General features: G+C 44.1%; 14 protein-coding genes and 2 tRNA genes. 5 read left to right on the top strand and 11 right to left on the bottom strand.

All coding sequences use genetic code 11. From position 1 onward, the window contains the following. Positions 1-69: 69 nt before the first annotated feature. Positions 70-741 (bottom strand): 2OG-Fe(II) oxygenase, encoded by a 672-nt coding sequence (locus tag PCAR9_RS08575; protein WP_179983230.1) that lies wholly within the window; start codon positions 739-741, stop codon positions 70-72. 506 nt (positions 742-1,247) lie between these two features. On the opposite strand from PCAR9_RS08575, the gene PCAR9_RS08570 reads away from it, so the two are divergent. From PCAR9_RS08570 to PCAR9_RS08550, 5 genes are all read left to right on the top strand, one after another. Continuing rightward, positions 1,248-2,804, top strand: a complete 1,557-nt coding sequence (locus PCAR9_RS08570) for a carbon-nitrogen hydrolase family protein (RefSeq protein WP_118495164.1) — start codon at positions 1,248-1,250, stop codon at positions 2,802-2,804. A gap of 206 nt (positions 2,805-3,010) precedes the next feature. Then, a complete protein-coding gene (locus PCAR9_RS08565) occupies positions 3,011-3,817 on the top strand; it encodes an AAA family ATPase (protein WP_179983229.1) in 807 nt (268 codons plus the stop codon). A 157-nt stretch (positions 3,818-3,974) separates the two neighbouring features. Beyond that, complete coding sequence (gene rluF, locus PCAR9_RS08560) at positions 3,975-4,733, top strand: 23S rRNA pseudouridine(2604) synthase RluF (protein ID WP_179983228.1); 759 nt, start codon at positions 3,975-3,977, stop codon at positions 4,731-4,733. 49 nt (positions 4,734-4,782) lie between these two features. Next, complete coding sequence (locus tag PCAR9_RS08555) at positions 4,783-7,146, top strand: diguanylate cyclase domain-containing protein (protein ID WP_232091162.1); 2,364 nt, start codon at positions 4,783-4,785, stop codon at positions 7,144-7,146. A 145-nt stretch (positions 7,147-7,291) separates the two neighbouring features. After that, a protein-coding gene (locus tag PCAR9_RS08550; protein ID WP_179982363.1) for an IS3 family transposase occupies positions 7,292-8,496 on the top strand; the annotation gives its coding sequence in 2 pieces (ribosomal slippage) (positions 7,292-7,664 and positions 7,664-8,496; 1,206 coding nt in all). A gap of 41 nt (positions 8,497-8,537) precedes the next feature. Here PCAR9_RS08550 and rpsO read toward each other — a convergent pair. From rpsO to PCAR9_RS08500, 10 genes are all read right to left on the bottom strand, one after another. Further along, on the bottom strand, positions 8,538-8,807 hold the full coding sequence (gene rpsO, locus PCAR9_RS08545) for a 30S ribosomal protein S15 (protein WP_012518257.1): 270 nt from the start codon (positions 8,805-8,807) through the stop codon (positions 8,538-8,540). 123 nt (positions 8,808-8,930) lie between these two features. Continuing rightward, positions 8,931-9,902, bottom strand: coding sequence for a tRNA pseudouridine(55) synthase TruB (truB, locus tag PCAR9_RS08540; protein WP_179983227.1), 972 nt, complete (start codon positions 9,900-9,902; stop codon positions 8,931-8,933). Further along, positions 9,903-10,304 carry a 30S ribosome-binding factor RbfA gene (gene rbfA, locus PCAR9_RS08535; RefSeq protein ID WP_118495169.1) on the bottom strand — a complete coding sequence of 134 codons (402 nt, stop codon included), beginning with the start codon at positions 10,302-10,304 and terminating at the stop codon, positions 9,903-9,905. A 113-nt stretch (positions 10,305-10,417) separates the two neighbouring features. Continuing rightward, positions 10,418-13,024 (bottom strand): translation initiation factor IF-2, encoded by a 2,607-nt coding sequence (gene infB, locus PCAR9_RS08530; protein WP_179983226.1) that lies wholly within the window; start codon positions 13,022-13,024, stop codon positions 10,418-10,420. A 24-nt stretch (positions 13,025-13,048) separates the two neighbouring features. Further along, positions 13,049-14,545 (bottom strand): transcription termination factor NusA, encoded by a 1,497-nt coding sequence (nusA, locus tag PCAR9_RS08525; RefSeq protein WP_179983225.1) that lies wholly within the window; start codon positions 14,543-14,545, stop codon positions 13,049-13,051. A 45-nt stretch (positions 14,546-14,590) separates the two neighbouring features. Further along, the gene (gene rimP, locus PCAR9_RS08520) at positions 14,591-15,049 is read right to left on the bottom strand and encodes a ribosome maturation factor RimP (RefSeq protein WP_179983224.1); all 459 of its coding nucleotides are present in this window, start codon (positions 15,047-15,049) and stop codon (positions 14,591-14,593) included. A 301-nt stretch (positions 15,050-15,350) separates the two neighbouring features. Further along, positions 15,351-16,352 (bottom strand): response regulator, encoded by a 1,002-nt coding sequence (locus tag PCAR9_RS08515; protein WP_179983223.1) that lies wholly within the window; start codon positions 16,350-16,352, stop codon positions 15,351-15,353. Between the two features lie 14 nt (positions 16,353-16,366). After that, the gene (locus tag PCAR9_RS08510; RefSeq protein WP_179983222.1) at positions 16,367-19,693 is read right to left on the bottom strand and encodes an MHYT domain-containing protein; all 3,327 of its coding nucleotides are present in this window, start codon (positions 19,691-19,693) and stop codon (positions 16,367-16,369) included. Positions 19,694-19,881: 188 nt separating this feature from the next. After that, positions 19,882-19,958 (bottom strand) — tRNA-Met (locus PCAR9_RS08505). Between the two features lie 54 nt (positions 19,959-20,012). Beyond that, a tRNA-Met gene (locus tag PCAR9_RS08500) sits at positions 20,013-20,089 on the bottom strand. Between the last annotated feature and the right edge of the window lie 29 nt (positions 20,090-20,118).

Below are 20,118 nucleotides of genomic sequence, written 5' to 3'. Positions count from 1 at the left end.
TCAAGTACGGTTTTATCACAACAGATATATAGCAAATTCATATTATACATAAGTATGAGTTTTTGGATACTAGCGCGGAGGGTCGATACTGTCATTAACAGTACCGTTTACTCTAAACCATCCTGCAACAGAATGGCGCGTTCTTACCGAAGGCAAAACTTCGTGGGGAAAAGCTTCGCTAAGAAATACTACAAATGTTCCTTTTGCCGGTAAGACTTTTGTTCCTATTTGATCATTTTCATCAAAATACAGCACTAATTCTCCGCCATCTGCCTCTTCCCAGCTATCGTTGAGATAGGCAACAAGCGATAGTACCCTGTTGCCCTGACCTTTAAACGCATCTACATGGCGCTTGTAAAATTTACCTGGTTCATAGCAAGCAAAATGACTCTCAAAAGAAAAGAGCCCCATAAAAAGCGAACGGTTTATATACTGCTTCATGGCTTCACACCAAGACAACCACAGGGCGCCTTCCTCAGATGAACCGGTAATCCAGCAAATCTCGTCCCCTCTCACTTTTTCAGCTTTCTGATAATTCTCTGCGCGACCAATACCCGCTTTTTTATATTCAGCTTCGGAGATTGAACGCTGACAGGTTAACAGTGCTTGTGTAATGAAATCGGGTAAACCATTCTCCTGAATAGAAAAGCCTGAAGTGACTAAGTCATCTACGATGTTTTCAAATATGGCTTCATCGAAAACATGTAGAGGCTGATACGACGCAAGTTGTTCTCTATTCATCAAACTATTTTTACCTATAGGTAGTTAACTAATTGTGTAGTTATTAGAAAGCTGTGGACGCAAAAAAAGTAGCGAACTTATACGCGGCGTTGAGCTTTGTGGCAATTGCATGACCACACATTTTTCGCGCTATTTTTTTATCGTTAAAAGAAAAATTATTTATCGCTTTGACGGCTAAAGAATTCGCACGTTTCTTGCTAGTTTCTTGCGAACTATTCTTTAATTAGTCTTTAATCAGTGCGTGAGCAAGCTCCGCTAGACAGAAACTAAAACAATCACTAAAGAGAAATTTTAACAAATAAGATTAATTAGTAAGCCAAGGTATGTATTTTTAATGGTGTTGCTTGAAACCAAGCCCCTTTTTACTTGTTCTCTTCGCCTTTACGGTAAGAACACGAGGACTACATTTAACAGTTGAAAAAACCATTACAAGGCGTTTAAGTAGAAACATAAACACTGTACGTATCAGAAGTATTTATCAAAAGCATTAGCAAAAAGAGTAACCCATGAGTCAAGACCAGACACAAATAGAAGAAACGGAACACCATCTAGACTTAAGAAACTTAAGACTGGACGACTATAACGATGTAAAAGGTTTGATGGACAAGGTATACGCAAACGTTGGCGGCGCCTGGCCTTACTCTAACTACAAAGCACAAGTCACCACGTTTCCTGAAGGACAAATATGTATTGAAGATAAAGGCAAAGTGGTTGCCTTCGCCATTTCAGTCATTGTTGATTACGACCAGTTTGGTGATAAGCATAGTTACGATGAAATAACCGGCGATGCCTATCTTACGACTCACGATCCAAATGGTGATGTGCTTTACGGCGTAGAAGTTATTGTTTGCCCAGAGTATCGCGGTCTTCGTTTAGGTAGACGGTTATACGAAGCGCGAAAAGAGTTGTGTAGAAACTTAAATTTAAAATCAATTATGGCTGGGGGTCGCATACCCAATTATAGAAACTATGCGAATGAATTGTCGCCTTATGAGTACATCGAGCAAGTAAAACTAAAGGATATTTACGACCCGATTTTAACGTTTCAACTATCAAACGGCTTTGAAGTAAAGCAAGTAATGACCGCATACCTCCCAGAAGATGAAGCATCAAAGGGTTATGCCACATTACTTCAATGGCATAACATTTACTACGAACCGGGCACGCCTTCGTTAATCGCCAGCAGAAAATCGAGTGCGCGCATAGGATGCATTCAGTGGCAAATGCGCTATTTCAACAATGTAGAAGAACTGCTTCAGCAAGTTGAGTACTTCGTTGACGCGCTATCTGACTACTCATGCGATGTGGCCTTATTCCCAGAATTTTTCAATGCGCCGCTTATGGGTCTTAGCCCATCGGATTCATCAATTGACGCTATTTGGCATTTGGCCACTTATACCGATGAAATTTTAACTGCCGTATCTCATTTAGCTGTTTCGTACAATATTACAATTATCGCGGGTTCAATGCCTGTCGTAGAAGAGGAACAGCTGTATAACGTAAGCTACATATGCAAGCGAGACGGAACGATTGAAAGCCAATATAAACTTCATCCAACACCTCACGAGAAAGAGGACTGGATTATGAAGGGCGGAAATAGTCTTAAGACTTTTGATACCGATTTCGGGAAAATCGGCGTGCTAATTTGTTACGACGTGGAATTTCCAGAACTGGCGCGCATTCTTTCCGACCAAGAGATGCAGATTTTATTTGTGCCGTTTTGGACAGACACGAAAAATGGTTATTTACGCGTTCGCCGCTGTGCACAAGCAAGGGCTATCGAAAATGAATGTTATGTAGCTATTGCTGGTAGCGTCGGTAATCTGCCTAAGGTTGATAACGTGGATATTCAGTATGGTCAAACCGCGGTGTTTTCACCCAGTGATTTCGCGTTTCCTCACGATGCTATTGTGTCTGAAACGACACCAAATACAGAGATGACGCTTATCGTTGATTTAGACCTCGACAAACTCACTAAGCTGCAAAATGAGGGCTCGGTGCGAAATTACCTGGACCGACGCCGCGACCTTTATCGCGTCGAATGGATTGGCGATAAAAACTAATCAGGTTTATGCCATTGAAAAATGCTGGCGTTATACAAATTCCAGCTTCTTTGGCTTATGGAAAGTTAGCATTCTACATAAGCCATAGAATTTCCTTCGATTTAGCGATAACATGAAACTGCGCGCAAAGAATAATGGGCTCTCGTTTAGATAAAACGTTTTAACGTCAGATAGAGAGCGCTACATAAAGAGATTATTAATTTACTATGGCAAATAATTCGAAAAACGATGAGTTTCCAACCATTAGATTGGATGAAGAAGACCGTCGAGATTATCAGACTAAGAGGCAAGCGGCCCCAACAAAGGCGACCACGCCTTCACCTTCCCCTTCAGCCAACCGTCAGCCTTCAAATAGTGGTAGCGGAAACGGAGTCTGGGTTGTTTTAGTTGCCTTGATCGCCTTAGCGGCGTGTGGTGGTTGTTACTACTTGTACACTATGCTTGAGCAACAAAAGGCTGTGGCTGAGCAAGCTGAAAAGCGCATTATGCAGCTAGAAAGCAAGCTTTCTGCGACAGGCGAGGAAATTGGTGAATCTACGGTTGCTTTACAAGTCAAAGTTACTGAGTTGTCTAATAAAACCAATGAACTTTGGGAGCAAATGGACAAACTTTGGGCTTCGGCATGGCGTCGTAATCAAAAAGAAATCGCTGACCTTGGTGATCGTGTTGGCAATGTTCAAACTGCATTGAATAAAAATGTCAGCGCCGTTTCTGACGACGTAAAAAGCCAAGCTGCTGCAATTGGTTCTGTTAAAAATCAATTGGCATCACTAGCCGATGAACTACTTGCTGTAAATGTTCAACTAGAACAAGCCACAAGCGATAAACAAAGCGCCCAGCAACGTGTGCGTAATCTTACCGATAAACTATCAGTATTGGAGCAGCGCAACACAACGTTATCTGGACGCATTACCAGTTTAGAAAACGAGATCCGCGACATCGCCACAAAAGTAGTATCAAGTGGCAGTGCGAGTGGTGGTGCGGGTTCACCTCCCTCACCTGCTGGCAGTTAAATTATCTACCACCGGCTGGCTTGTTGTTTTCAAAACGAACAGCAATATAGGGCTACGCCAGATAAATACAGAAAAAAGAAAGGGGTTAATCGCCCCTTTCTTTTTTGTCGTGATACCATTACCGCCTTCGACGAAATAAGATAGGACATACTGCGCAATGAGTGACCAAGCGCCTAAACGTTTAAATAAATATATTAGTGACACAGGCCTATGTTCACGCCGAGAAGCGGATAAACTCATTGAGCAAAAGCGCGTAACGGTAAATAACAAACCACCAGAACTTGGCACTAAAATTGGTGCCGGCGATATTGTTAAAGTTGATGGCAAGGTGGTAGGTGCGGTAGCGAAGGACAAATCAGATAGGGTCTATATTGTATACAACAAACCTATAGGCATAACCTGTACTACCGAGCGCCATGTTAAAGGCAATATTATTGACGCTATCAGTCATAAAGCACGTATATTTCCCGTAGGTAGGCTTGATAAGCCTTCTGAAGGGCTCATCATACTCACCAGCGATGGTGATATCGTAAATAAAATATTGCGCGCTGAAAATGCGCACGACAAAGAGTATGAAGTAACGGTTAACCAGCCTATTAGTGAACGGTTTGTGAAGCGTATGGCGCGCGGCGTGCCCATCTTAGGTACAGTGACAAAGCCATGTGTTGTTAAACCGACCGGCAAAAACAAGTTTACTATTATTCTTACCCAGGGGCTTAATCGCCAAATACGTAGAATGTGTGAATTCTTAGGCTATGAGGTGACTAAACTTAAACGCACACGTATTATGCATTTAGAACTCGGGTCACTAAAACCAGGTCAATGGCGAAACTTAACAGCTCAAGAATTAAAGACGATGCAAAACGCCGTTCGTTCATCAACCAAGACAGCAGAGAAAGTAGAGTTGCGTAAATAGGTGGAACTACTACATTTAATACTAGTATCTAATTTAGCTTTATTACGCCTTGAAACACGGACATTATCATTTTTTTTCAGTAGCAGATTTTCCGCCTAATACTGAAATTCTAGCTACCTACGATGTATTTTTCGTACTGGTTTCCGTTCTTATTGCCATATCAGCATCACTAATTTCTTTCGTGCTTGCCGCTAAGATGGCGCAAACGGAGATGCAAAACGAGCGGACTTATTGGTCGCTGGCATCTGCATGCTTTTTGGGCTTTGGAATTTGGTCCATGCACTTTGTTGGCATGCTTGCTTATCAACTTCCGCTTGTGGTCTCTTACGACCCTTTTATTACTCTGCTATCCGTATTCCCTGCGATCCTCGCAAGCATTGTTGTTATGGGTAAGTTGCCTTACAAGGCAAACGCGCTATGGCTTCGCAGTATTTATATGGGGGTCGGCATAGGCAGTATGCACTACATCGGCATGATGGCGATGCAGATGGACGCCGCAATGGCTTACGATGGCTGGTATTTCTCCCTTTCGATTGTGGTTGCTGTGGGATTGGCCGGCATTGCATTAAAAACCCATGAATATGTGACTACAGCGCAGCTTCGCATTACAAAGCAAATAGTACCAGCAATCATCATGGGGTCCGCTATTTCCGGCATGCACTATACCGGAATGCTGTCTATGCACGTCTACGCCCTTCCAGAGACTAAAATACTGCAAGAGCCTGAAACCAAGAATCTAGTTTATCTAGTCATGCTAATGGTCATGTTATTCGCATTTGCTATCTTGGTATTTATTGAACTTCGCACACGAACTTTATTACTCGAGCGATACAACGCCGTATTAAACACCGTACAAGATGGCGTTATCACCTTCGATAATTCGGGCTTGGTCGAGTTTGCAAATCCTGTGGCGTTAAACATGTTCGGCTTGAGTGACTTAACCCTTACCACGCAGTCGGTGCATATAAGAGAACTTATTAGTCCTTCTGAACATACCACTGAATCACTAATTGTTAGTTTAAAGAAAGGGGCAAATAACAGCGTTGCGCATAGCGCCCCATTTACGTTGGACGGCATAAGAAAAAATGGCAAAGTGTTTCCTCTTTCTCTGAAAGTTAAACAGTTGCCGGGAAACCATGTCGCTTATATGTGTACGATTAAAGACCTATCGGATGTAAAAAACCAAGAAGTCTTTGCGCAAACCGTGTTTGACGCTCTGCCCAATATGCTGCTAGTAAAAAACGCTAAGACGCTTTCTATTACGCATGTTAACGATGCGGGAAGTGAGCTATTGGGAATTGATAAAGCATCGTTAATTGGGCTGTCTGATTTTGATATATTTGAAGAAAAAGAAGCTAAGGCGTTTGTTAGTGATGATAAGCAATTACTGTTAAGTTCCAAGAAGCAAAACGCGCATGAATACAGACTTAATATTGGCGGCAAAGTGCACTACTTGCACACAAAAAAAATAGTCATAGGTGATAGTTGCGGTGACGCACAGTTTATTTTATCCCTTTCTGAAGATGTAACTAAATGGCGTGAAACCCAGTACGAACTTAAGACGCTTAATCGCAGAATGTCTATGGCTGCGGACGCTGCTCGTATTGGAGTATGGGAATGGGACATCCGAGCTAACCTTCTTATTTGGGACGAGTGGATGCACAAAATTTACAATATATCCCAAAATCGTTTTAGTGGCCTTTTTAGTGATTGGGAAAACACCGTCCATACTAGTGATATCGATGGCGTAAAGAAAAAAATTGAGAAGGCGGTATTAGAAAAATCCTCCTTCGAAGCAACGTATAGAATTAAAACCTTAAATGAGCAGTATCGTCACGTCAAAGCATACGGCCGCGTTGAAGGTAGTAAGATGTTCGGTATTAACGTTGATATTACTGAGCAAATAGAAGCCGAGCAAAAAATTAAAAAGCTTGCTAATAGCGACACCTTAACGGGGCTTGCCAATAGATTGGCGCTATCTACTTATATGCGCAATGAACTTCCCAGGCTAGAAAGGAACGCAAAATTTTGTACCCTATTTTATCTCGATCTAAACCGTTTCAAACCAATCAACGATGAATATGGTCATGCCCTTGGTGATGAGGTACTTGTAGAGCTTGCACGAAGACTAAAAGCTTTATGCCGCTCATACGACATTGCTGCGCGTGTCGGTGGTGATGAGTTTATTGTCGTCGTCACTGAACTTAGTAAAGAATACGACATACAGCGGATAACGATGCGGCTATTTAAAACACTGACTCAGCCTATCACTACCACTCAAGGGACATTCAACATAGGGGTAAGTATTGGGCATGCAAGTTATCCATCGGAGGGAAAGACGTTAGAAGAACTTATTCATATTGCCGATGAAAGGATGTATGAAGATAAGAAGCAACATTCAAAGGAAAGTTGAAATTGCAGATTAGCCTAGTTCGAAGGAGAGTATCTCTTAAGTAAAAAACGGATGAAAAAAAAAGCGCCCAATGGGCGCTTTTCTTGAAACCTATGACCCATCCTAAATAACGTTGACACTTTTCAAACTTAATTTGGAGAGTGTAATGAAATCAAATAGCAAAAGAACGCAACGCGATTATTCCCTCGCTTTTAAACTGGCCGTTGTAGACCAAGTTGAAAAAGGCGAATTCACATATAAACAAGCACAAGACCACTACGGAATTCAGGGGTGTTCAACGGTTTTAGTTTGGCTTCGTAAGCATGGTCGTCTAAATTGGACGGATGGTACACCTAAGCTTCTTAAACGAGGTAACTGCGTGGATAAGTCCAAAATAGAGCTCACTCCAGAACAGCGTATTAAAGCTCTGGAGAAAGAGCTTGCTGATACGAAAATGAAAGCTGATTTCTTTGAAGCCGTCGTGAATGTTCTTGAAACTGATTATGGAGTAAGCGTTGTAAAAAAGCGCAAAAGAAAGTCATCCAGGAAAAAGTGATAGACGGGGTTTCCGTAGCCAAAGCTTGTCGTTATCTGAAGATTTCTCGTCAGGCTTACTACCAACACTGCGCTCGCTCACTCAAGCGCGAAGCGCATGAGGCTAGGGTCATTCAATTCGTACGTCAGGAGCGAATGATTCAGCCTCGTATCGGTACTAGGAAACTACAGTATCTTCTTGCGCTCGTAAAAATAGATATTGGTAGGGATCATCTCTTTAATTTACTAAGAGAAAGGCGTCTACTGGTCCCGACAAAGCGTGCCTATCACAAAACAACGAATAGTCATCATCGGTTCCGCTGTCATCCCAACCTCATTAAAGCGGGGTTAAAAGCCGATAAACCCAATCAGCTATGGGTAGCGGATATCACGTACTTACCGACGCGAAGTGGAGAGAGTTATGTGAGTCTCATTACAGATGCTTACTCAAGGAAGATTGTGGGCTATCAGGTTGACGATAACATGCGAACGCAGTCAGTAAAGCAAGCATTTACTCAAGCGCTTAAACAAAAAAGTACGAACGAAAAGCTCGTACATCATTCTGACAGAGGTATACAGTATTGCTCAGAAGAGTATCAAAAACTCCATAGAAAACATGATGTACAGTGCTCAATGACAGATGGCTACGACTGCTATCAAAACGCCCTTGCAGAACGGATAAACGGTATCCTTAAAAATGAATACTTACTCCATAAGCCAAGAGATTTAGAAGAAGCGAGAAAAATGGTTGCAGAGTCAGTAGCAATCTATAATGGTAGGCGGCCACATCTGGCCCTTAAATACAAAACGCCCGATGAAATACATCGGGCGTTTTAACCGAAATAAGTGTCAACCTATTTCAGGACTAGTCACTAGTCTTATCGACGTAGACCTAGACGCTTGATTAGGTCAAGGTAACGCTCAGCGTTCTTGCCTTTAAGGTAGTCTAGAAGCTTACGACGTTGGCTAACCATGCGTAGAAGACCACGACGAGAGTGGTGATCTTTCTTATGATCAGCAAAGTGACCTTGAAGCTTGTTGATGTTGTGAGTAAGCAAAGCTACTTGAACTTCTGGTGAACCAGTGTCGCCTTCTTTTACGCCGTACTCAGCAATGATTTTCGCGGTTTCTGCTTTAGTTAGTGACATATCATTCTCCTAAAATTTATGCTTCGCCGATCACTAATTCAGCAAAGCGGAATGAGCGCAGTATTATAATGACGTTTACACACTTAGCAAGCCATAAACCATCTTTATTTACAGGCGCTACGTTTATGGATAAACAACCCGGCGCTTAGGGTTAACAAATACTTCTTGTTTAGGTATGCCTTGGTCTTTTGGGTCAAGCACCCCTTCCCCAACGCCAAGGAAAATACCATTAGTATCAACGCCGTGGTAGACCCGGTAGGATGTCCCTTCACAAAGTGCTTCACTGCACATGCCTTTAACCGATTGGCCATTGTCAAAACGATTTCTTTCGGCGTCGTTAATTGTCACAAACGGTAGACGACTTACCGCTGTATCCATAGGAATAAGCAAGTCATCAAGGGCTTTGAAGTCACCGTCTTCTAGCGACTCCTGAATTTCAATTAACTTATCCAGCGACACCATTTTATCGGTAGGATAGTCAGCAACTTCGGTGCGATGTAAGCGGGTCACATAAGCACCACACCCCAGATTCTGACCTAAGTCATCCACAATAGAGCGAATATAAGTACCTTTACTGCACTTGATGCGCATATCGACATAAGGCAGTTCGATTCGCAGTACGTCCAGTTCATACACTTCAATATCACGTGGTTCACGCTCAATCTCTATGCCTTGACGGGCATAGTGATAAAGTGGCTTACCTTGGTGTTTCAGCGCAGAGAACATAGACGGGATCTGTTTACTTTTACCTAAAAAAGCTAAACACGCTTTACGTACTTGCTCTTCAGTGACTTCAATGGGCTTCTCTTCTACCACTTCACCGTCGGCGTCAGACGTGGTTGTGCGCACGCCAAGTTGTGCCGTAACCTCGTAGGTCTTTTCCGCATCCAAAAGAAACTGTGAGAACTTGGTAGCTTCACCTAAACACAGCGGCAGCATACCGCTAGCTAGCGGGTCAAGCGCGCCAGTGTGGCCCGCTTTGGCCGCCTTATACAGCCAGCGTACTTTCTGTAATAGTTGGTTTGATGAGCCACCCAGTGGTTTATCAAGCAATACTATGCCGTTAATGTCACGGCCCTTACGACGTCTTGCCATCTACTCCTGCTCTTGTGAATCGTCTTCATCGCGCTTCGACTCATCTTTAGCGATGGTCTGTGACACAAGATTAGAAATGCGCATGCCTTCAACAATCGATTTGTCTTCAAAGAAGTGAAGATCAGGTACTGAGCGCATGCGAATACGTTTGGCAAGAATACTGCGAATAAACTTTTTGTATTCAGCTAGCTGCTTGATTTGGGCTTTGCCTTCTTCTTCAGTGCTGTTGTAAATAGTCACAAAGATTTTCGCGTGAGCTAGGTCGCGCGATACATCTACATCAGAAACCGTAATTAAAGGCATATCGCCTACACGGTGTTTGTATTCGTTTTGCAGAATGCTCGCTACTTCTTTATGAACTTGCTGAGCGACTCTGTCGGTACGTGAAAACTCACGAGCCATTGTACTCTCCTTTCCTTATTTAACGTAGGGCATGCTTGAATCTGTTTACTTTATACAGACAAAAACGGGAGCACTCGGCCCCCGTTTTTCACATGCCGAATTAACTAAGGCAATTAAATTTCGCGTTTAACCTCAACGATTTCGAAGACCTCAATTTGGTCGCCTACTTTCACATCGTTATAGTTCTTAACGCCGATACCACATTCCATACCGTTACGTACTTCTTGTACGTCGTCTTTAAAGCGACGTAGTGATTCTAATTCGCCTTCGTAAATTACTACGTTTTCGCGAAGTACACGGATTGGGTTGCTACGCTTAACATTACCTTCTGTAACCATACAGCCTGCAATTGCGCCCAATTTCGGTGACTTAAATACGTCACGTACTTCGGCAAGACCAATGATTTCCTGCTTAAACTCTGGTGCAAGCATACCGCTCATGGCCGCTTTCACTTCGTCAATTAGGTGGTAGATAACGCTGTAGTAACGTAGGTCAATTTCTTCAGCCTCTAGTACGCGACGTGCTGTTGCATCGGCACGAACGTTAAAGCCTAGTACGATAGCGCCTGATGCAGCCGCAAGGGTCGCGTCAGTTTCGGTGATTCCACCTACACCACTACCTACAATATTAACTTTAACTTCAGAAGTAGAAAGCTTAACCAGTGACTCAGAAATCGCTTCTACTGAGCCCTGTACGTCAGCCTTAAGTACGATGTTAAGTTCGCTAACGTCACCTGATTCCATGTTCGCAAACATGTTTTCAAGTTTCGCTTTTTGCTGACGAGCAAGTTTAAGTTCGCGTTTCTTCTGATGGCGCTTCGCTGCTACTTCACGAGCTTTACGTTCGTCTTTAACAACTGCGGCATCTTCACCAGCTACTGGAACACCTGAAAGACCAAGTACTTCTACCGGCGTTGAAGGTCCTGCAACCTTAATCTCTTTGCCGTTTTCGTCGCGCATTGCTCGAACCCGGCCGTACTCTTCACCACAAAGTAGAATGTCACCAGCAAGTAGTTGACCTTCCTGAACGAGTACTGACGCTACCGGACCACGGCCTTTATCAAGACGAGATTCGATAACAATACCGCGACCAGAGCCTTCAGCTACTGCTTTAAGGTCAAGTAGTTCTGCCTGAAGAACGATAGCATCAAGAAGTTCATCGACGCCCATACCCGTTTTCGCAGAAACGTTACAGAACTGGTGCTCACCGCCCCACTCTTCTGAGATAACTTCTAGTTGAGATAGCTCAGTTTTAACGCGGTCTGGATCAGCTGTTTCTTTATCCATTTTGTTCACTGCAACGATAAGAGGTACACCCGCAGCACGGGCGTGCTGTACAGCTTCTTTCGTTTGCGGCATTACGCCGTCATCTGCAGCAACAACAAGAATAACGATATCCGTCGCCGTAGCACCACGAGCACGCATTGCAGTAAACGCGGCGTGTCCAGGGGTATCTAGGAAGGTGATTTCACCGTTATCTGTTTGTACTTTGTAAGCACCGATATGCTGGGTAATACCACCCGCTTCACCGTCTGCTACTTTCGCACGGCGAATGTAGTCAAGCAGTGATGTTTTACCGTGGTCAACGTGACCCATGATGGTAACAACAGGAGCACGTGTCGATTTCTCGCCTTCTGTGCCGTCTGCTAGCAACTCATCTTCAAGCGCATTGTCATTTACAAGCTCGTACTTGTGACCCATCTCTTCGATAACTAGTACCGCAGTGTCTTGGTCTAGCACTTGGTTGATGGTAGCCATCTCGCCCATCTTCATCATCGTTTTGATAACTTCGTTAGACTTAATAGCAAGCTTACTTGCCAGCTCACCAACTGTGATAGTTGCACCAAGCTTAACAACGCGCTCTACTGGCGCTGCTGGCTTGTTAAAGCCTTGCTTAAGGTGCTCACCCGCGTTTTTCTTAGACTTGCGACGACGACGTGAAGAACGCTCAACTTGCATGTCTTCTTCGTCTTCTGCTTCTTGAGCGTAGCGGTTAGAGTGCAAGTGAACTTCTTCAGCTTCTGCTTTCTTACGACGTTCTTCTTCTTCTTTCCAGCGACGCTCGTTTTCTTCAGCAAGTTTACGCGCTTCGTCAGCCGCCTTCTTCGCGTCTTCTTCAAGTTTCTTTTGCGCTTCTTCTTCCTGTGCTTTGCGAAGACGCTCTTCTTCCTGACGCGCTGCTTCTGCTTCTGCTTTTTCAGCTTCAGTTAGTTCAGGCTCGTCTGCTTTACGGGCTTCAGCTTCTTTCTTAGCTTGTTCCGCACGACGTGCACGCTCTTCATCAGCAGCTTTTTTAGCTTCTTCTGCTTTACGCGCTTTTTCTTCAGCGGCTTTCTTCGCTTCAGCAGCTGCTTTCTCTTCTGCTTCGCGCTTCAAACGTGCCTCTTCTTCAAGACGCTTCGCTTCTTCTTCCGCTTGACGCTGCTGTTCTTCAATGTCGCTGCGCTTAACGTATGTGCGCTTCTTGCGTACTTCTACTTTCACTTCTTTAGACTTACCAACACTTAATGTGCTAGTTGTCTTACGCTTAAGTGTCATGCGCGTTGGTTCAGCTGCGCTACCGTGTTGCTTACTTAAATGATCCAATAGTTTCTGTTTCTCGTCTTCGTTTACCTGATCGCCGGCACTCTTAGAGATACCCGCGTCTTTAAACTGGCCAACCAATCGGTCAACGGTCGTACCAATGTCGCTGGCGAGCTTTTCAATAGATACATCTGCCATTACGTAATTTTCCCCCTGTTGACCTTACTCTTCTTCACTGAACCATACGATATTACGAGCCGCCATGATTAACTCACCGGCTTTCTCTTCGTCTAGTTCATCGATATCACTGATATCATCGGTACCTTGTTCTGCTAATTCTTCTAGGTCAGTAACACCGCGGCTGGCCAACACATAAGCCACGTGTTTACTCATACCTTCAAGATTTAATAAGGCTTCTGTAGGCTCTGCACCTTCAAGCGATTCTTCATTCGCTAGTGCACGCGTGGTTAAGAAAGCACGCGCTCTGTTGCGCAGCTCTTCAACCATTTCTTCATCTAACCCTTCAACCGCTAGAAGCTCGCTTGCTGGCACGTATGCCACTTCTTCTAGTGTTGTAAAGCCTTCATCTACCAAGACAGACGCAAACTCTTCGTCAATGTCCAAACCAGCAGTAAATAGATCAAGTACCTTCGCGTTTTCTTCTTCGTGCTTCTTGTTGAGATCTTCAACCGTCATCACGTTAAGTTCCCAGCCTGTAAGCTGGCTAGCTAGGCGAACGTTTTGGCCACTACGGCCAATTGCCTGAGCTAAGTTGTCCGCTTCAACCGCTACGTCCATACTGTTGCTGTCTTCGTCAACAACAATTGACGCAACTTCAGCGGGAGCCATTGCATTGATAACGAATTGCGCTGGGTTCTCGTCCCAAAGCACGATATCAACACGTTCACCGCCAAGCTCGCCCGATACAGCTTGTACGCGCGAACCACGCATACCCACACACGCGCCTACTGGGTCTAAGCGCTTGTCGTTAGTTTTAACGGCAATCTTTGCACGTGAACCTGGATCGCGAGCCGCAGATTTAATTTCTAGCGTCTCTTCTGCAATTTCAGGCACTTCCAAGCGGAATAGTTCAACTAGCATGTCTGGGTGAGTACGGCTAATAAATAGCTGTGCACCGCGCGCTTCCGGACGGATAACGTAAAGAAGACCACGTACACGGTCACCCGGACGGAAAGTCTCACGAGGAAGCATATCATCGCGGTAGATAACGCCTTCTGCGTTATTACCCAAATCAATAATGATATTGTCGCGGTTTACTTTCTTAACCGTACCCGTAACCAGTTCACCCACTTTGTCTTCGTACTCAGCAATCATTTGCTGACGCTCAGCTTCGCGTACTTTTTGTACGATGACTTGCTTAGCGGTTTGCGTAGTTATGCGGTCGAATTTGATAGATTCAATCTGTTCTTCCACATAATCGCCAAGTTGTATCTCTGGTTCGTCGATTTGCGCCGCAGAAAACGTAATTTCAGCAAACGGATTTTCTTGCTCTTGATCATCTGGGATAACCAACCAGCGACGGAATGTATCAAAGTCACCAGACGTTCTGTCGATACTTACACGAACTTCGATTTCGCCTTCGTTTTTCTTTTTGGTTGCACTAGCGATTGCATACTCTAGCGCTTCAAAAATCTTCTCTCTAGGCACTTGTTTTTCATTTGAAACGGCTTCCGCCACTAACAAAATTTCTTTATTCATTTTCGCCTCTCTTATGCTTTCGTCGATGAAAGCAGAGCTGTTCCGTTAATCGAACGTGGGAACAACGTTACCTTTTTCGATATTCGCCACAGCTAACTGGAACTGCTGGCCATCCACTTCAATACTTACAATGCCGTTTTCACACGTAAGTACTTTGCCTTTAAAATTACGTCGGTCGTCCATTGGCATAGACAATCGAACCTGAACCACTTCACCTACAGCTTCGATATAATGCTTTTCTTTGAAAAGCGGTCGGTCCATACCTGGTGATGACACTTCAAGGTTATATTCAGTGCTAATTGGATCTTCAACGTCCAAAATTGCGCTAACCTGATGACTTACATCTGCACAATCATCTACGGTAATACCGTTCTCATGATCAATAAAAACGCGAAGAATTGAATGCTTCCCCGCTCGTACAAACTCGATACCAACCAGTTCAAAGCCCAGTGCTTCTACACCTGGCTCTAGCATTTCGGTTAGTTTCTCTTCAAGTTTTGCCAATGCAAACCTCCAAAAACGAAAAAAGGGCCTAAAGCCCACCTGTCATCACCCGGCTCAGCGAGGCTGACTCCAGGTTTTAATACAACAAAAAGCCCCGGACTAGCGGGGCTTTTATTAAAATTCTGAACCCATACCTGCCAATGTAGGCAGTTGCAAACTTATGGGTAAAACCACCGATAGGTGATAGCTTGCTAATGATAAGTGCGTTACTTTCCTTTAATGAGGGAGCCCGCTCTCATCACTTAATGCGCATATTATACGTATAGGCGGCGCATTAAGCAACAGCGAAAAGACTTAGCGGTTAGTCCTCATCTTTAAACTTGGCTTTTATGTCGAGTATTTTAGGCATAATTTCTATCATTAATTCGACCAGTTTTGGTTCGAAATGCTTCCCTTTCTGGCTCTCCATAAATTCGACAGTTTTGTCGATACTCCATGCGTCTTTATAAGGCCGTTTACTGGTAAGTGCATCAAACACATCAGCAATAGCACAAATGCGTCCCTCAATAGGAATATCCTCTCCGGCAAGTCCGTTCGGGTAACCCGTTCCATCCCATTTCTCATGGTGGGTCAATGAAACTGACTTTGCCACTTTGAGCAGTAAAGAATCGCCGCAATCACCGATGATCTCAGCGCCAATTTCTGGATGTTGCTTCATAGTGGCAAATTCTTCATCGGTAAGCTTACCAGGCTTAAGCATGATGCTATCAGCAATACCAATTTTGCCAATGTCGTGCATAGGTGCGGCATGTAGCAAGGTTTCTGCTTGTTTTTCTGTCATGCCATAAGCTAACGCCAACTCTTTAGCATAATGACTCATGCGCATAACATGCATGCCTGTCTCATTATCATTGTACTCTGCTGCTCTTCCTAACCGTTGAACGACCTGTAATCGGCTATCTAAAAGCTCATCAGCCTGTACTAAACTCAAATGGGTTTTCACCCGTGCTTTGACGATTGCCGGTGATATGGGTTTAGTAATGTAATCCACGGCACCAGCTTCGAAGCCCTCAGTTTCTTCATGCTCATCGTTTAACGCCGTGACAAAGATAACGGGGATATGCTTGGTACTCGACTGCTGCTTAAGTTGACGACAGACTTCAAACCCCGTAAGCCCAGGCATCATGACATCGAGTAATATTAAACTTGGCTGTCTAGCCTCAGTAAGCTTTAGCGCTTCTTCACCGTTTCTTGCAAAAACAAGCTGGTAGTCCGATGCTAAAAGTTGCTTCAAAACCCGTAAATTTACAGGCTCATCATCAACAACTAATAAAGTAGGTTTTTCAATTTCAATCTCTAACATGCCGTGTCTCTGAGCTACTTTAACTCTTGTATTAGTGAAGAAATGTGCTCGTGCGCCAATTCAAACTCAAAGTCATCTATATCTAAGAGAATTTGACCGATTTGCTCACTATGATTGGAGCACCCTATTTCTTTTAAAAATGACAGTTCCTCTTCATCCACCATATTTTGCTCTACACTATTGAGAATAGCTTTCAGGTGACTTAGGAGCAAAGCATTGTCTATACTTTCATTGATTGCATTTTCTGCATATAAGGGCGATTCACTTAGCATCAGTTCTATCTTCTCTAGAGCGTCGCGGAGCTGATTGACTTGTTCAATATCAATAATTGATTTCAGCGCCTGCGCCTCTATCTCTTTAGTGATACGGAAGAAGGTAGTTAAACATAGGTTACCCGACGTTCCTTTTAAGCCATGAGAAAGCGATGCTACCGCTTTATAGTCTTCTCTAATAGCTGCGTTCATCAACTCGTCGACCTTTTCTCTACTTGTTGAAGTGAATTTGTCCACTTCTTGCAATATCGTCTCAACGCTTCCCCACAGACCAACCGCTTTCTTCAAATCTAAGGTAGCTTTATCGGCTTTAAACGCTGATTCTGAGTCATTTTCTATCGGCGTGTCGGCGGCAAAAACAGTATCGAGTTTCAGCACCCGCGCCACTTCTTCCATAAGTAAGCCAAAATCCACAGGTTTGTTAGCAAACCCTTCCATGCCGGCTTGTTGCGCCGCATGCTTATCCTGCACTAAAACACTTGCAGTCAACGCAATAATAGGTGTTGGGGGTAGCTGGTGTTCTCGCTCAAATTTACGTCGTTGCTTTGCGGCCTCTAATCCGTCTAAGTTGGGCATTTGCAAGTCCATTAGAACAACATCAAATGAAGCCAACTCCATTTTTTCTAACGCTTGGACACCATCAGTAGCAGTATCTACCTGATGCCCTGCTCGCGTGAGGAGCAATGACAAAAGCTCTACATTTTGTTGTACATCATCAACCACTAATAGATTTAACGTCGATTGAAGTTGGGTTGAAGTCGATTCTAAAGTGTCAGGTGTATAGTCACTGACTTCAACCGCTTCTAGCGGCAACCTAAAGGTAAAGGTGCTTCCTTTGCCTTTTTCACTGGTAACACAGATGTTTCCGCCCATAAGTTCAACAAGCTGTTTAGAAATAGTGGTTCCCAGGCCAGTTCCGCCATATTTTCTGCTCATCGACGCGTCCGCTTGCGAGAACGGGTCGAAAACGCGATCCACTTGTTCTTGCGTCATACCAATGCCGGTATCTGACACGCTAAAATAGACAAACTTATCGTCACCTCTTACGTTAATCGACACTTCACCTTCATGAGTGAATTTAACGGCATTACCGATAAGGTTATTGAGCACTTGTCGCATGCGCTCTGGCACACCTCTGTAACCAGTTGCGACCGAAGAATCCACATTTAGGACTAGCCCCACCTTTTTACGCTTAGCTTCTAACCAAAATGTAGAAACAACCAAATCTAATTCTTCTCGAATAAGAAAGTCGCGGTAATCTAAGTCAAGCTTCCCCTTATCTAACTTTGCGCTATCCAGTATGTCGTTAAGAAGGTGCAGCAGTGAACGGGCTGAACGGTTTATCGTGGTGAGATGGGATTTCTGTTCTTCACGCAATGACTCCCCTAACATCAAGTCGCTAAAACCAATGATCGCGTTCATAGGTGTACGAATTTCGTGACTCATATTGGCAAGAAATGCAGTACGTGCTGCAGCTGCTTGTTCAGCTTTGTCTTTCGCAGCTTTTAACTCATCCTCCATAACCCGCCTTTGGGTTATGTCTGATATAAAACCATCGACATATAGGATATTGCCATCATTGTCTTTTACATGAGTGCCATGCTCTGTTACCCACTTTACTTCACCTGATTTAGCTATAATGCGATATTCATAAGAGAAGGCATTGTGTTCAGTACTAACATTAGAAAGCCGCTCAATATCGTCTGGATGGTAAAGGTCGGTAAACGAACGTTTTGGATCGGGTAATACGAAATCGCTGGGTGAATAACCAGTAATGTCAAACACAGCGTCACTTACAAAAACCATAGGCCAGCCTGGCATATTTAAGCATCGATAGGCCATACCCGGGATATTCGAAATCAAACTTCTAAACTTAGCCTCACTTTCACGCAACGCATCTTCGATTTCTTTACGTTTTCTAAGGTCGGAAGCAAAGGAAACAAAAACTGGCTTACCGTCTATTTTTGTGTAGCCTACGCCTAAGCGCACTGGTATCCGCTCACCACCTTTTCTGAGAACTTCTACTTCTCTCCCGGTACCAATTATTTGTTCAGTAGGCACTACGCGCTGGCTAAAAAAGTCGTCGCCATACAGATGCCGTCTTTCAGGGGTGACCATGTCGGAAGCGTGCATACCCACTATTTCTTGCTGCGTGTAACCATAAATTTGCTCTACAGCGGGGTTAGCGGTTTTGATGATGCCCTTATCATCCACGGTGAGAATAGCGTCGACGGCAGTATCAGTAATCGCGCTTTGAATTCGTTCACTTTCTATCGCGCGCAACATCACATCGCGGTATTTAAATAAAAGGCTAATTCCCAACACCATGGTAATTAGCACTAGTGTTACGATAGCAATAGAAATAGCTAGATAGACGGCGATATTTGACGACTGGCCGGACGTTTCCATACCAGGTGGTAAAACAAATCTTGCCGCAGCCATGCCAGTATAGTGCATACCCGCAATGGCCAGCCCCATAACAATACTCGCAAGTAATGCGTGCTTACCCAGCATTTTTCTGCTTTTAGCCGCGGCAGTAATACCAAACTTTATCCATAGCGATAGCATTGCCAAACAAACAGCAACGACGATAGAAAGAGCGAATACACTAAGGTCATAGCGAAGAAGCGGCGCCATCTCCATTGCGGCCATACCACTATAATGCATGGTGCCTATCCCAGCTCCCATCAACACGCCACCTAAAACTACCTCGGTAACGCTAATACGGGTTTTAATCAAAAGGTTCAGAGCTACCCAAGCAGCAGCCACACCAGGAATAGCAGAAAGTGCAGTTATCAAGGGGTCGTAATTGACAGGTAAACACAAATCAAAGGCGGTCATGCCTAGAAAATGCATTGACCAAATACCGCCCCCTAGCGCTATGCTACCGGTAATTAATAAAGTATTTCGTCTTAATTTGTCTTGAGTGACAGCTGCTTGCCCTGCAACGTTAAACGCCATAAATGAAGCGAAAACAGCGACTAATAAAGACAGAGCAACAAGGGGGAAATGATAAGCGCCTTCAATTAATGTGGCGTGTCCTTCGTACGTGAAAAAGCGAGCAATCATGGCGCGGCCAAACTACCTGTAAGTTTAATTGTTCAATGGTGGCATGAGTTTAACTTAGCATACTAGACTAGCATGTGCGGCAATTATTTCTTAAAAACGACCTTAATGTCCGCTAGTTAAATCGAGAAGATATTTACGGATTGCGCAATCAGAAAAGAAAAAACCCAGCAAAAGCTGGGTTCTTAAAGTGGTTGCGGGAGCAGGATTTGAACCTACGACCTTCGGGTTATGAGCCCGACGAGCTACCAGACTGCTCCATCCCGCGACTGTACGGTAATTATTGCTTACGCAATATTATTTAGTTCTGATTTTACAAATTTGGTTGCGGGAGCAGGATTTGAACCTACGACCTTCGGGTTATGAGCCCGACGAGCTACCAGACTGCTCCATCCCGCGACTGTACGGTAAAGCCTGCATTTGCAGTG

The organism is Alteromonas macleodii (genome assembly GCF_903772925.1).
In the GTDB taxonomy this organism is placed as follows: domain Bacteria; phylum Pseudomonadota; class Gammaproteobacteria; order Enterobacterales; family Alteromonadaceae; genus Alteromonas; species Alteromonas macleodii_A.
The sequence above is the reverse complement of the archived record's forward strand: the minus strand, read 5'-3'. Positions and strand labels throughout refer to the sequence as shown.